This is a genomic window from Segatella copri, assembly GCF_009494835.1.
In the GTDB taxonomy this organism is placed as follows: Bacteria; Bacteroidota; Bacteroidia; order Bacteroidales; family Bacteroidaceae; genus Prevotella; species Prevotella copri_F.
This window is the reverse complement of the sequence record NZ_VZBE01000050.1, coordinates 1-15,263: the sequence shown is the minus strand read 5'-3', so window position 1 is coordinate 15,263 and position 15,263 is coordinate 1. Positions and strand designations below refer to the sequence as shown.

10 protein-coding genes, 1 tRNA gene and 1 rRNA gene are annotated in these 15,263 nt (G+C 46.4%); all 12 read right to left on the bottom strand.

The window, feature by feature from the left end:
- Positions 1 to 121 precede the first annotated feature (121 nt).
- Complete coding sequence (glmM, locus tag F7D47_RS07090) at positions 122 to 1,513, bottom strand: phosphoglucosamine mutase (RefSeq protein ID WP_153086778.1); 1,392 nt, start codon at positions 1,511 to 1,513, stop codon at positions 122 to 124.
- Between the two features lie 20 nt (positions 1,514 to 1,533).
- On the bottom strand, positions 1,534 to 2,232 hold the full coding sequence (locus tag F7D47_RS07085) for a DUF4827 domain-containing protein (protein ID WP_153086777.1): 699 nt from the start codon (positions 2,230 to 2,232) through the stop codon (positions 1,534 to 1,536).
- A 163-nt stretch (positions 2,233 to 2,395) separates the two neighbouring features.
- Positions 2,396 to 3,430 (bottom strand): DHH family phosphoesterase, encoded by a 1,035-nt coding sequence (locus F7D47_RS07080; RefSeq protein WP_420377572.1) that lies wholly within the window; start codon positions 3,428 to 3,430, stop codon positions 2,396 to 2,398.
- A gap of 15 nt (positions 3,431 to 3,445) precedes the next feature.
- Positions 3,446 to 4,357, bottom strand: a complete 912-nt coding sequence (locus F7D47_RS07075) for a nucleotidyltransferase (RefSeq protein ID WP_022120329.1) — start codon at positions 4,355 to 4,357, stop codon at positions 3,446 to 3,448.
- A 189-nt stretch (positions 4,358 to 4,546) separates the two neighbouring features.
- Positions 4,547 to 6,952: a BamA/TamA family outer membrane protein gene (locus F7D47_RS07070; RefSeq protein WP_153086776.1), complete on the bottom strand. Its 2,406-nt coding sequence runs from the start codon at positions 6,950 to 6,952 to the stop codon at positions 4,547 to 4,549.
- Positions 6,952 to 11,730: a translocation/assembly module TamB domain-containing protein gene (locus F7D47_RS07065; RefSeq protein WP_228113444.1), complete on the bottom strand. Its 4,779-nt coding sequence runs from the start codon at positions 11,728 to 11,730 to the stop codon at positions 6,952 to 6,954. Before F7D47_RS07065 ends, F7D47_RS07070 begins: the two co-directional genes overlap by 1 nt.
- A 17-nt stretch (positions 11,731 to 11,747) precedes the next feature.
- Entirely contained in the window at positions 11,748 to 12,416 is a 669-nt protein-coding gene (locus tag F7D47_RS07060) for an RluA family pseudouridine synthase (protein WP_117694064.1), read from the bottom strand.
- A 29-nt stretch (positions 12,417 to 12,445) separates the two neighbouring features.
- Complete coding sequence (fabG, locus tag F7D47_RS07055; protein ID WP_022120325.1) at positions 12,446 to 13,204, bottom strand: 3-oxoacyl-[acyl-carrier-protein] reductase; 759 nt, start codon at positions 13,202 to 13,204, stop codon at positions 12,446 to 12,448.
- A 52-nt stretch (positions 13,205 to 13,256) separates the two neighbouring features.
- Positions 13,257 to 13,853 carry a TetR/AcrR family transcriptional regulator gene (locus tag F7D47_RS07050; protein ID WP_006847902.1) on the bottom strand — a complete coding sequence of 199 codons (597 nt, stop codon included), beginning with the start codon at positions 13,851 to 13,853 and terminating at the stop codon, positions 13,257 to 13,259.
- 159 nt (positions 13,854 to 14,012) lie between these two features.
- Positions 14,013 to 14,085: transfer RNA gene (locus F7D47_RS07045), tRNA-Met, on the bottom strand.
- 200 nt (positions 14,086 to 14,285) lie between these two features.
- Positions 14,286 to 14,726: a lytic transglycosylase domain-containing protein gene (locus F7D47_RS07040; protein WP_022120324.1), complete on the bottom strand. Its 441-nt coding sequence runs from the start codon at positions 14,724 to 14,726 to the stop codon at positions 14,286 to 14,288.
- 327 nt (positions 14,727 to 15,053) lie between these two features.
- A 5S ribosomal RNA gene (gene rrf / locus F7D47_RS07035) occupies positions 15,054 to 15,166 on the bottom strand.
- Between the last annotated feature and the right edge of the window lie 97 nt (positions 15,167 to 15,263).

The window sequence follows — 15,263 nt, the reverse complement described above, 5'->3', positions numbered from 1 at the left end:
TTAGGGCTTGTTAGGGACTTGCACCCATTAGAATAAGCTCATGCCGAGCATACCAAAAAAAAGAGATGAAGCAAAATCTACGTTGCTTCATCTCTTTTTATATGATCTCATATTCAGTATCTTACTGCATATCGTAAACCACCTGCATGAGCTTCTTGCCCAGTTCATCAGCCTGCTCCATGGTAGAAGCCTCGCTATATACGCGGATGATAGGCTCGGTATTACTCTTGCGGAGGTGAACCCACTTGTCAGGGAAATCGAGCTTGACGCCATCGATATCTGTTACGGTGACATCCTTCTCCTTACCATACATCTCCTTTACCTTCACGAGGATAGCATCTACATCGGTAGATGGAGTCAGGTCGATGCGGTTCTTGGCGATGAAATAGTTAGGGAAGCTGGCACGGAGCTGGCTCACCTTGCAGCCCTTGTGAGCCAGACTGCTCAGGAAGAGGGCGATACCAACGAGGGCATCACGACCGTAATGGCTCTCTGGATAGATAACTCCACCATTGCCTTCACCACCGATAACAGCGTGAACATCCTTCATCTTGGTAGTTACATTCACCTCGCCTACAGCAGCTGCGGTGTACTTGCCACCATGCTTCTCGGTAACATCACGGAGGGCACGGGTAGATGAAAGGTTGCTGACGGTATTGCCTGGAGTCTTGCCCAATACGTAATCTGCCACACTTACCAGGGTATACTCTTCGCCAAACATCTTGCCATCTTCGCAGATGAAAGCCAGACGGTCAACATCAGGGTCTACAACGATACCCATATCGTAGCCACCCTTCTTCAACTCATCCATGATACCACCGAGGTTCTTCTCCAATGGCTCCGGATTATGAGCAAAGTCGCCTGTAGGCTCACCATTGAGGAAAGTATATGCTACACCGAGCGCATCGAGCAACTCTGGAAGTATAACGCCACCAACTGAGTTGATGGAATCTACACAAACCTTGAAGTGGGCATTCTTGATTGCTTCGACATCTACGAGTTTCAAAGCAAGTACGGAGTCGATATGGCGCTTGTTGAATGTATTGTCTTCAGTATATTTTCCGAGATGATCCACATCCGCATAGTCGAAGTCTTCCTTCTCTGCGATACCCAGCACCTCGTTACCATTAGCTGCTGTGAGGAACTCACCCTTCTCGTTGAGGAGCTTGAGGGCATTCCACTGGCGTGGGTTGTGAGAAGCTGTGATGATGATACCGCCGGCGGCACCACTCATGGTAACAGCAAGTTCGGTGGTAGGAGTAGTAGCCAGACCGATGTTCAGCACATCGTAGCCCATACCCATGAGGGTTCCACAAACCACATTTTTTACCATCTCGCCAGAGATGCGCGCATCACGGCCTACAACGATGGTATTACTCTCAGAAGCACCGCTACGGCGAATGAAGGTAGCGTATGCTGAAGTGAACTTTACGATATCGAGCGGATTCAAAGTATCGCCCGCTGGACCGCCGATAGTACCGCGGATACCAGAAATTGACTTAATCAGTGTCATAAATATATCTCTTTTTATGTTTATCTTCCTTTCTGCAGGGTCATGTCGTAGACACATGCCTGCACACTGCCCGATGCCGATGTGGTACCGTAAGAATGAGGTACGAGCAGGCGGACATGAGCGATGCGTTCATCATCAGTCTTCGGTCTGCCTATCTTAATCCAGGTGAATGGTATGAGCCAACCGCTAGGCACGGTAGAACTTACACTGCCATAATTGGATGAATTATATGTATTGGCCATCAGACTGGCTTTAGGATCAACGAAAGAACCGGTAAATGTACCGGAAGTATTGGTAACGCTTATCTTATCTATATAATAGGAATAAGCAGGAACTTTGTTTGAAAGCGTGAGACACTTATCGCTCATTTCTGCAGCATACGAAAGGTTATACTCATCAAAGCGGACCAATACATCTACCGATGTACCTTTCTTGATATAGTCGCCACATCCCTGGTCAATCACCTGCATGTAGATACCGTTACTGTTGAAAAGTACCCATTCGTTGTTGTTCTTTGCTGTATCCGTCAGTTTTTCATTATTTTTCCAACGTCTGTTGAACTCATCCTCAGAGATGACGTTAATATTTTCCTTACGCAAGAAAGAGCTGATAGAATCGAGCTCTCTGTCGCGCATGTCCTTATAAGTCTCACTATCATTGCATGCGGCAAACGATAAAACAGCCGCGAAAGCAATCATTGCAAACAAAAATTTCTTCATTCTTCTTTTTAAAATCTGATTTATTGGGCAAAGGTACAAAAAAGATAAGACAACACCGAGAGGAATAGGTTGATTTTATTATTATTTATCACTTATTATCATCCTATTGCCTCAAAACGGGGTTGTTTTCTGTCTTTTTCGTCATTTCTAAGGAAAAAAACGGCTACTTCAGCATATCGGCGTATGCCAGGATAGCCTTCAGTGCTATCTGCTCTGCCTCCTGTATGCTGCAAAGCAATTTGCCGCCAGAAGCATTGCGATGACCGCCACCATTGAAGAACTCGGCTGCCATCTTATTGCATGGGAAATCGTCTACCGAACGGAGACTTACCAATATGCGATTGTCTATATCTGTATCTTCACGAAGAGAAATGGAGAGTTTGTGACCCTTGATAGTAAGAGGCACGTTCACCAATCCTTCCAGGTCGCCCTTGATAAAGTCATACTTCTTCAACTCTTTACGGGTCACGGTATAGAAACTGGCATGAAGTCCCTCTACGACCTGCAACTTTTCATTCATCAGATAGCCACGGAACCGGACTGCCGGAATGCGGGCATTATTGAAGACATTGCGGTATATCTTATCCTTGTCGATGTTCTTGGTAAGCAGCAAGCAGATGATGTAATAGATATAAGGCTGGGTAGAATTATAGGTGAAACCGCCCGTATCGGTCATCATGCCGCAATAGATGCAGGTAGCCCAAGTCTGATCCATCTGTGGGAAGCCTCCCAACTGCCAGACTACACGGAATACCAGGTCGCTGGCACTGCTGGCATGTGGCTGCGAAACCAGCAGCTTAGCCTCAAGATTAGGAGCCAGATGGTGGTCGATGATGACACGCTGAGTCTTGCAACCCAACAATACATGGTCCATCTCATCAAGACGTCCCTCACTGCTAAAGTCAACACAGCATACCAGGTCGGCTTCATCGAAAGCTCGCTGCACCAGTTCAGGCTGTCTGTCATATCGCAGGATACCGGCAGCTCCAGGCAACCAGGAAATAGAATCCGGTATCATATCCGGCACACAAATGTCAACTTTCTTGCCCAAAGAGCGAAGATAACCAGCCCATCCCAAAGAAGAGCCGACGGCATCACCGTCTGGCGACTTATGTGCACAGACGACAATACGATGAGAAGCCGCTATCGTCTCTCGGAGAATAGCGGCTTCCTGATCTGTCAATATATTAATGTTTATATCCATCACATTAAATTAGAAGAGCTTGTTTGGATAAACACCCTCATCGATAAGATGCTGGATCTTATCAACAACACTCTGGCGGTCGGCTGCATAAGTTACACCAAACCACTTGCTGGTAGTATCGAGCACCTTAACGGTAGCTGTACCCTCATTGATGAGCTTGTTGACCATCAATGGGATGAAGAACTCAGCCTTCTTGTTTTCCATATTCTTAGGATCACTCAAGAACTCCTTGAAGTACTCCTCACTATGCTGGAAGTAATCAGGTGTGAAGCCCCAAACGTTCATGGAAACAGGAGTATTGTCGCCAACAGCAACCCACTCGCCCTGCTCGTCCTTGTAAGATACCTTACCGTCGATACGCATGATCTCGGTACGCTCTACACAGGTCGTCAAGTTCTCATCAGCATCCTTAGAGCAGATGCCGCGAGCTACGGTACCATTCTCACTCAAGGTGTTACCCACACGGAAACCAACCATGGCATAACGGTTCTTGCTGCCCTCTGGAAGTTCAGAGAGGAACTTGCCGATTACCATGAAGCAATCGCGGTTATAGAAGTCATCACAGTTGATTACGCAGAAAGGCTCCTTGATGATATCCTTTGCCATCAGGACAGCATGGTTTGTACCCCATGGTTTCTCACGACCTTCAGGAACTGAGAATCCCTCTGGGAGATCATCCAATGCCTGGAAGCAAAGTTCTGCAGGAATATGACCCTCATACTTTGAAAGAATCTTCTCACGGAACTGATCTTCGAAGTCCTTGCGGATAACGAATACGATCTTTCCAAAACCAGCCTGAATAGCATCATAGATGCTGTAGTCCATGATAGTCTCACCATTAGGACCCAGACCATCAAGCTGTTTCAAACCACCATAACGGCTACCCATACCGGCAGCCAGAAGCAATAACGTAGGTTTCATTTTGTCTATACTTTTATTTATTAATAGTTGATATAGTTATTTATAAAATAACGATGCAAAAGTAACAAAAAAAATGCAGTTAACCGCAAGTTTTCCTACTTTTTTTTGATTAATATCAATTTTTATTCTTTTATACACTATCTGTAACACATATCAGACTTATTTCCGGACACATCTCCCAGGCTAAACCTAGAAAGGATAACCCACAGCGAAATGCAGACTCTGGGCATCCTTGAACCGACGGATGTTATAGATGCCATTCTTGCCGGTATCGTAAGGAACATGCAGACCGATACCCCAGTCGACACGTATCACAAACAGACCCATGTCATAACGCACACCGACACCGGTGCCTACCGCCAGCTGCCGGAAAAACTTGTCTACATCAAACTTGCCGAGCGGACTGTACTCATGGTTGCGTAAGGTCCACACATTACCTGCATCCAGGAAAAGGGCTCCATAGAGATCGCCCCATACCTTCTGACGGTATTCCAGATTCATCAGATACTTGATGTCGCCCGTCTGGTCGATATACGAATACTTGCTGTTGGTAGGCTGGTATCTGCCCGGTCCGATACTCCGCACATTAAAGGCTCGTACACTGTTGGCACCACCGATATAGAACTGCTCATAATAAGGAGCATTCTCGGCATTGCCATAACTCCAGATAATGCCGGCATTGACATGTCCCACCAGCGTACCATCCTGGGTGATACGCCAATATTTCACGAAATCTGTCTCCAGTTTCAGGAACTGAGCAAACGGATTCTTGAACATCTTCTTGTCTTTCTCATTCCATCCCTTTCCGGCCGCCATGTAACCGAGCGAAAGGATATTGGCTGCCTCACTGATGGTGGTTGACCATGTGATAGGATGGCGGTAACGGCGCGGACTGCGATAAGTATAGGTGTAACTCATCTTAGGCACAAACTGGTCGCGCATCGATATCTGAAGATAAGGATGCAGGGCGAGGATGCTATCGAAAGCGGCTGTGCGGCTGTTCATAAACTCATAAGAGAGAATCAGCGGACTGAAAGAATGCTGATGCTGGTAAGAGGTAGACCACGCATAGGTTAACTCGCCCGCTGCCACATGACGTCGGAAATAGCTGGCTCTGTTCAGCACATTCATCGAAGCCTTGATGGTAGTAGTTGGCACACCCCGATATTTGGTAGGCATATGCCCGGCACGGTATCTGCGCTCATTCTGCTCCATCGTTCTGAACATATTCCAAGGCGTGATGATGCGAGGGAACTCTACGGAAACATCCGATCCGTATTCATAGGAATTGATGCGGGTAGAACCTCCACCAGCCTGACTGACGGTTTGCCACTCATGCGAACCATGCAGGTTGACAGTAAGTTTCTCGCCTCCATGAAAAGCATTGCGCTTGGTAAGACCCACTACCAACTCCGGTCCTACTCTACCGGTCGTTTTGCCGCGGGCATTTGCCTCGACATAGAAATCGTATGGCTTGTCGAATACCAGATCGATATTGGCATCCAAGGTATCACGATATACTACATTGCCCAGACTGTCTAGGGTCTGCACCGAACGGGGAGTGAACTGGATGCTGGAATAGCTGAAGAGTCCCATCTCCTGGAGTCCGGTCTTGGCACGCTCCTCGGTACGTACCCGATACAGTTCACGGGGACGCAGGCGCAGACTCTGCAAAACGATGCCCGGACGTATCGGCATCTTTCTTCCATTATAATGGAAACTCAGATAGCTGCGCACAAAGGAATCCTTCAACTCCTCCATATACTGCTTTCTGAAATTAACATGAATCTTTCCGATATACCACTGGCGGGTAGCCCTATCGTCCACGCTGTCTGCCATCATCAGCCGCAACTGCACCTTGCCGGGCACATTCACGGTATCGGCAAGATAAGAAGCATAACTGTTCTGATAGAAATAATAGCCCCTGTTGCGGAACAGACGAGTGATACGCTGACGTTCCGATTCCATGTTGGCGACATTGAAAGGACTCCCCTTCCGTATGAGCGCCTTGTTCATGGAAGCATCTATCAGCTGCTTGCTCTTGGCTGGGAAGTTGAGATAAGCCATCGAATCAAGCGTCCAGAGATGACCGAAGTCTACCTGATAGGCAACCTTCGCCTTCTTCGGATTGCTCTGTGTCAGCACATCATAAGTCACCTTACCGTTAAAATAGCCATATTTATCGAGCTGATGCTCGGCTACCTGGGCACGGAGCTGCGGATTCACATTCGCCATCAGCTTAGGTTTGGAACCGAATACCTTGGTTATCCACTTAGCCAGTGCTCCATCCGACTGAGAGAAAGCATTCCATATCCACAGACGCACAGGGAACGGCGTGCGGTAATAGCTGCTTCCGAACAAGGCACCGTTCGGAGCCGAAGCCAGGGCATACTCCATCTCGGTGATGGTAGAATCGGCATAGGCTCCCTTCTCGTAGTTCTTATACTCGATAGGTACCAGACCCGTAAACAGCTGCTCGTCTTCTTTCAGCGCACTGGTTGAAGAGCAACCCGTTATGAGCTGCCCCGACAACATCAGCAATGCTGCCACATATATAATAAGGTATAACCTGTTCTGCTGTTTCATATCGCTCATTACTTTTCGTTAAGTTTCAATGGGTCAAAGTCCTTTGTTTTGGCTTTCTCCATCGTATCCTTCTTCTCATTCGTATGCTTCTTCTCATTCGTATGCTTCTTCACCGTAGGATTCTTCTCCATTGGGGCTGCAGGAATCTGCTGCTTATCGGTCTTGAAACGGAAGATATCCTTGAAATGCTGCAACTTTCTCTGCCATTTGAAACCGACACCGTACTCACCTATCAAACCTTCGAGCCAATCGTAGGTATTATTGTTGTAGAAGGCACGGATATACTGGCTCGCACCTTCGTTGAGACGGTACTGCAATTCGATATTGTTGAAGAATGCATCATCATTGTTGGCTGCATTCTCCATTTCTGCACCGGTAGAAACCTTGCCGCCCACACTGAAACTCAAGCGGTTGTTGAAGAACCGCTTGGCAAACTTAAAGTTGTAATCGGTGTGCATGGCACCTGCTGCATTGGTGGAGTTATCTACCGACATACCGACATCCACACCCACAGAACGCATCGCAGAACCTGCAATATTATTGATCTCTGAGTTGAGGAATGAGGTCAAGGCACTGTTCATGGAGAACGAATTGGTATTTCCGTTGGCAAGATACATGCCCGAAGCCAGCATCGTAATGGCTATCTTACCCCGCTCTTCAATACTCATCGTGTTCAGTTCATCCTGCAAGGTGGCATCGTTTGGTGAGGAAACGATAAACTGGATGCCTGGCTTATTCAATGTCTGCGAGAGTTTTACGCCACAAATGAAATCCACCGAGCGGCCGGTTCCCTGTCCCTCGTTTACCGTTGTCCTGACATTCTCTGTTGCCGTGATGTTCAGGGTCGGGTTGAACGGATCGCCGTTAAACTCTATGTAGCTGCCGTCCTGGATATCAAACGTCTTGAGCGGAATGATAGGCAGCGAATATTTCATCTTGCCATTGTTCAGGGTATACTTGCCCGTGATGCCGATGCCATCAACCGAATTGTAAGTCATCGTCAGATTACCACCGCCCATCAGGTCGATGTAGTTGGTCTGGTCGGCATTCAAAGCACAGAGGATATGAGCCGACTCGTCTATCGACATGCCCAACATCATGTTCAATCCTTCCAGTGCCGGACGCTCGACAACGACAGGCTTGCCACTCTTGAAATTCGTAAACTTCACCAGCTCATCGAGCTGCGTATCAGTAGTCAGTTCCGATTCTTTCAGCACATACGTCATATCCGTATTGCCGAGGACATCCAGCTTACCCTGCATCTTCAGATTGCTTACCGGTCCGCGCATCGCACCATAGAAGTTGACATACGCCTTGCCGAAAGCCTCGGAACGGGCATTCTCCTTGGCATCAATCAGCAGGAAGTTCTGTGCTCTCATCCGGATATCGAGCATCATCTTCTCTATATTCGTAAAGTCGAGACTGCCCTGGATATTGAGCGGACTCTCATTGTTGGCATACATCATGAAGTTTTCGAAGAGCAACTTGCTGTCTATGATACGGACAGGATCGTTGGCAAAACGCATCGTGATGCCATACGGCACACTGACGAGGTAAGCCGAATCCAGATATACTTCGCCCTCTACATCCAACTGGCTCAAGGCTCCCTTCAAACTCAGTTTTCCTTCGCCATATCCCTTCAGACCCATAATCTGGTCAGGAACAAAACCGTTGACAAAATGCAGAGGCAACTTCTCCATACCCACTTCGGCATCGAGATAACCGTTTCCTTCCGACTTGTAAGTACCCTTTACGGTAGCTACTTCTTCACCCTCATAATTGAGGAAACCATCTACATAATGAGAACCGTCGCTCTTTGGCATGTAAACGAATTCAGTACCGACATCTCCCATCGGACACTTTTCGTAAACCATATTGTCGATGTTCAGATTAGAAGAAACCGAGAATTCATCCTTGGTCTGGATAATATGGAAGTCGCCGTCAAGAATACCCGAGATATCCGGCATATAAGGAATCACGCTGAGCACTTTATCCAGGTTAAACTGGCTCATGCTCACCGTAAGATCCTGCAGCGCTTCTTCGTTTTCATCATTGCTGTATATGCGGATACCCATGCCGTTGGCTGCCTTCAGACTCAGATTGGCAGAAACCCGGTCGTCATTGCCCAACATCAGATAGTTGTCATCGTTGGCAGTAAACTTCTTGTAACCCAGGATAGGATGGGTATCGATGAGCGAAATCTTCACGCCGTTTTCCAGCAACAGCGCCTCCAGACCCACATCTACACCCAATCTGTTTTTGGCATCATAGATGCGGGCATCGATATTGGAACCCTTCTCCTGCAGTTCGCCCTCTACCTGTGCCCGGAACACATACTGAGGATTATGCCTGTTGTTCTGAACACGTGCTGCATAGCGGATGGTATCGCCCTCAGTCTTCACCAAGGCACGGATCGTATCCAACTGCATGCCACTCGCTACCAGAGAATCAATGTTGAGATAACCATTGACACCTATTACAGGCGACATGGTCATCTTCATATCCACCGTCTTGAAATCATAACCGCAGTAAGCGATGAAACGGGAAATGAAATTGTCCTTTCCTGTGGTAAGATAAACATGACCGAAAGGGAACTGACTGCGAATCTTCACCTGGTCGATATGATGGTTCCTGAGCTGATGAGCCAATTCTTTCTGCAATCCGGCAAAACGGCTCATCAACTGCTTATAGCCTCCGTGTACATCCATGTTGAGATGGAAGTCGCCGCAATCGATGACTGCGTGCGTGGTATCTCTGCGGGTAAAGACATCAGCGTCAACACCCACCGGACGGTAATTCTTTTCTGCCGTACGAACCGTAATATCACTCATCGAAGCCATGATGTCGTGACTGTCCTTCAGGTCGGACCTGATATCCATGTGACCGCAGAGCGACAGGCGCATCGGTGCCTTCGTTACCTCTAACGAATAAAGATTCACATCGCGGACATCTGCCACCAGGGTAGCCTCCAGTTTCTTGGAATTCGTAAGTGCATCAAGGCTGACGAGTCCCGTAAGATACTGGTTCTTGCTGTCGATATCGGCATGCACCTTACCATTAGCAACGTGAGCCACTGCCAATACATGATCCAGTTTGTATTTGCCATACTGAATCTGGTTTACCTGTGCCTTAGCCTGTAATCGGGTACGCGGAGAAAGGAAATCGGTTCCCACTCCCTTCGCCTGCAATGAGCCGGTGAAAGAATGCAAATCCTGTTTTGGCAGGAAATGCTTTGCCTGGATGTTGTGCGCCTGAATCTTAGCTTGATAAGCCAGACGGTTCATATCGATACTGCCGTCTTTCCGGGTCTTCGCATCTACCTTGGCATCTACCTTCATCCTGCCACGACCTTCGGTAATGGCGAGTCGGGTAGCATATCTGGAGCCGTCTGCCTGAATGTTACCACGGATTCCGATACCGCTAGGCACACGTATCTCCTGCATCAGAGAAGGGTCAAGCATGGCGGTAATGAAATCCAGATGATAGGTACGGGCGTTCAGATCTACATTTGCCTTCAGACGATTCATATCCGTCAGGTTACCCAATTTTCCATCAGCACTCAGTTCGAAGGCTGTAGGCAGCGACAGTTTCAAGCCCGAGAAAGATGCCTGCTGCATATTTCCCTTGAACGATCCTTCTATCTTCATCGGATAGAAAGGCCATTTCTTCTTCATGGCGCCAGGGAAGGCATCGCCTGCAAAGAGGAACAGGTCTGAACGGCCCAAAGTACCCTTCAGCTGTGCCATCAACTTGCCAGGTTTCACCTCATCAAAGGCATTCATATCCATATCCACCGTTGCCTGCAATTGGGAGTATGGGGTACGGAGACAGATATCAGGCAACTGCAGTTTCACGGAATCCATCACGAATCTGCCATAGAGCTGGTCTACCTGCAAACCACTTTTCTCCTTAAACTGAGCTTCACGAATCTTGACATCTATCTTCGAATCGCAATAATAGAAAGAGTCTGCCTTCAAAGTCATGGCCGACAGGGCGATATGGTTAAAGTCCATGCCCGATACCGGACGGATATAGTTCTGGTCATAGTTCATCTTGCCCTTCTTCCAGTCAAGATGGCCTATCTGATAAAGTCCTTTATAAAGGTCGAGATAGGTAGTCTGCGCCACCGCATCTCCAAAATAAGCATTCACCTGGAGGGTATCTCCAGGCATGTGTAATACGAAATCAGTGTTCTTCAGTTTCAGTTTTTCGATATTCACCTTCCAGAAATTGGTACTAGGCGTAGTATCCGGCGGCACAGTATCGCTCAGTTCTACCGAGAGTCGGGCATCAGCCAACAGGGCATGATTCACCCTCACCTTCTCCTTACCGAGGTCAATGCCATGAGCCTTCAGACGCAGATTACCTACATTGCCCTTGATTCTGGCTTCGTGAATAAAATTCGTGGTATTCACCTTCATCTGGGTGAAATTGAGTTCATCCACCATGACTTGACTTTCGAAAAGAGGCAACAATTGTACGTCTACCACCATCTTCTGGATGTCGGCAACGGTATCTCTCTTATTTTTTAAAGCCAAGTTTGGGGAATTCTTGAGTGAGTCGATTGGCTGAAGTACCTTTACGCCTTCCACTCCCAGTTTCAGAGGGAAGACGAGGCGTACTTGCTTTACCGAAATATCCATACCCGTCGACTCTGAGGCATAAGCAGCCACTTGCTTTACCGCCCAATTCTGAACAGGTGGCAGATAAAGCAGAATGGATAACAACAAGATGAGCACCAATGGAGTCAACACCGTGATTCCTGCCCATTTCGCATACCTCTTCATAAGCATGGATTTTTGAGTTAGGGTGCAATAGCCCGCCAAAGATTATCATCCGGCAGCGGAGCCTCTGCTACTATTGTTTCTTTAGACACAGGATGAACAAATTCTACTCTGTGTGAAAGGAGAGAAATACTGCCATCTGCATTGCTACGTGGAGAACCGTATTTCAGATCTCCCTTGATAGGACATCCCATCTTGGCAAGCTGGCATCTTATCTGATGATGACGACCCGTCATCAAGTTCACCTCCAGAAGTGTATAATGGTCTGTATGACCTATCACCTTATACTTCAATATCGCTTTCTTCGAGTTTTTCACCTCATGGTCGTAAGCATAGCTCTTATTCTGCTTTTCATTTCTTACTATCCAATGGGTGAGCGTAGCCTCAGGGTCCTTTGGCATGTTCTTCACAATTGCCCAATAGGTTTTGTGAACTTCGCCATCCCGGAACATATTGTTCAGACGGCTCAATGCCTTAGAAGTCTTGGCAAATACGACCAAACCCGAAACAGGACGGTCAAGGCGATGCACCACACCGAGAAATACATTTCCCGGCTTGTGATACTTCTCCTTGATGTACTGTTTCACAGTCTCCGAGAGAGGTTCGTCGCCGGTCTTGTCGCCCTGCACGATTTCGCCACTTCTCTTAGAGACTATGATTATATGGTTGTCTTCGTAAACTACCTGCATGTTTTATCAACAAAACGATCGCCGAGAGATTACATGTTCATACCACCGTCGATCTGAATAACCTGACCGCTAACATAGCTAGACAAGTCGGAAGCGAGGAAGAGGCAAACATTTGCGATATCCTCAGTCTGACCACCACGACGCAATGGAATCTTCTTCATCCAGTCCTTGCGGATTTCCTCAGGCAACTGTGCTGTCATTGCTGTCTCGATGAAACCAGGAGCTACCGCATTGGCACGTACGCCCTTAGGACCCAACTCCTGAGCGATAGACTTAGCCAAAGCAATCATACCAGCCTTAGAAGCAGCATAGTTGCACTGACCTGCATTACCATGAACACCTACTACAGAAGCCATGTTGATGATAGAACCACCACGCTGACGAAGCATGATTGGAGAGCAAGCATGAATGAAGTTGAAGGCAGACTTCAAGTTTACATTCAAAACAGCATCCCACTGAGCCTCGCTCATACGGAGCATCAAACCGTCCTTGGTGATACCTGCATTGTTAACCAGGATATCGATAGAACCGAAGTCCTCATGAATCTGCTTAACTGTCTTCTGTGTCTCCTCGAAATCTGCTGCATTACCAGCATAAGCACGACAGGTTACACCAAGAGCCTCAATCTCCTTACGAGTAGCTTCCAAACCGGCAGCCATATCGTCGTTGAGTACGAGGTCTGTAAATGCGATGTTAGCGCCCTCAGAGGCGAACTTCATAGCGACAGCCTTACCGATGCCGCGAGCAGCACCTGTTACAAGGGCTGTTTTACCACTTAATAATCCCATTTCTTTCTTATTTAATTAATTATCAATTAGTTACGTATTTACTATCTTTTATTTAGAGTTTCAAGCCCGACTTTCCCAAGGCACCATAAACCACCTTGGCAACCAGAGGTTTGCTCGACTCCACATTCATGCCATGACCCAAACGTCCATAGATAAATGGAACCTCGAGACCTTTGATACAATAGTGAGTAATATCGGCCACCAGATCGATGTTATCAATATCAAACTCACCATCTTCTCTTCCTTCGGCATAAATTCTTCTGAGAATCTCTATTTCGTCTTCATCGAAGTTTTTTCTCGCCTTCTCAACCATCCAGATGTTTCGGAAAAACTCAGCACGGAGGTTACCGTTTCTTACAACCGTTTCCTTGATCATACTGAGGTGAGTATAGATAAGCTCGATGATTTTATCCTGTGGACGCATCTTGCAATTAGCAACCTCGTCCAACTTATCCGAAAGACGCTCCAACTCTGATTCTATCACCGCGTAATAGACATCCTCCTTCCTACTGAAATAAGTATAAAGCGTACGTCTTCCCTTACCAGAAGCTACAGCAATATCATTCATTGTAGTATTTGCTATACCATTCTTGGCAAAGAGTTGTCGTGCGACATCTACCAGTTTTTGTCTTGTTTTGGATACTGACATATTGAAGCCCTTCCTTTTTTATTAATTGCACATAAAAATATTATTGTGCAAAAGTAGCACTTTAATTCGAATTAAACAAATATTTAATGTTAAATTAATAAATTAGGGCACAAAAAAATCGGATAAGATGTTGTTGACCAACTTCTTACCCGATCATTGTTGCGGCGGCAGGACTCGAACATGCGACCTCCAGGTTATGAGCCTGGCGAGCTACCAACTGCTCCACACCGCGATATAATCAACTCATTTCTGAATTGCGAGTGCAAAGGTACGACTTTTTTCCGACTCCACCAAACAAATTGTCAGAAATCTGCATATATTTAACAGTTATTAAACAGAATAGCAACAAAACGTACATAAAAGAGGCGAAAACGAGTAAAAAGCAAGCCCGATTGCACTTTTTCAGAACAATCGGGCCTTATGGAAAAAGAATTACTTTTTCAAAAGTTTCATTACCTTCTCGAAATATCTCTGAGTACGCTTCTTACTGTAATGATTACCGCCATTCCATGAACGGATTGCGCGCTCGATACTATTAAGAGGATTGTAGACACTCTGAATCAATAGAAACATTTCTTTAGATTTAGCTACATTATATCTATCAGCCAAAGTGTAGCGCTTCTTCGATTTTTTGCGCTTCAGAATATTGTTACATTCTGCTACTAAAATTGGAGTGATCTGCATCACACCTACAGAGTTACCGCTCTTAGCTTTCGGATCACCCTTACTCTCTACCTGAATGATAGCGTCCATCACTGGAGTCCAGTCCATCTCGCTGGTAGAGGATACATTTCCTGATGTTGCAGCCGACGCTGCATGAATTTCTAATGTCAGCATTAACATGCTGACTAATACCATTGTTATTCTCTTCATATTAATTGATTTATGGAACCTGAAAAGCTGAAATACAACATCAGAGATTTCGCGGTGGCAACTTGTGAGAAAAAGAAAGGCTGCTCACCTCAGTCCCGTTAGATACCTTAATGGATACCTTCTCACACAACAAAAAGCACAAGATACTGGTATCCTTATTCTTATCGTTTGCAAAGATACAAAAAAAAATCGAATTATGCAAGTAATTGGCTGATTATCAGCGCATTTTTACGTAATTAAACACTTAGTAACACTTAGGTTTGATATAAATCAAGCAAAAACAGAAAAGCCCCGACTACTTTCGTAATCGAGGCTTCTGAAATTAAAAGGAGGCGGCTACCTACTCTCCCGCATTGCATTGCAGTACCATCGGCGCAAGTGAGCTTAACTTCTCTGTTCGGAATGGGAAGAGGTGGGACCTCACCGCAATAACCACCTGATAATGGGTTATGACGTATTTGCACACAAGCAAACGTATAAGTAATGTTGATTGTTGAATGTTGAATTACAACTTTCAGCACCATTCAGACTGTACAT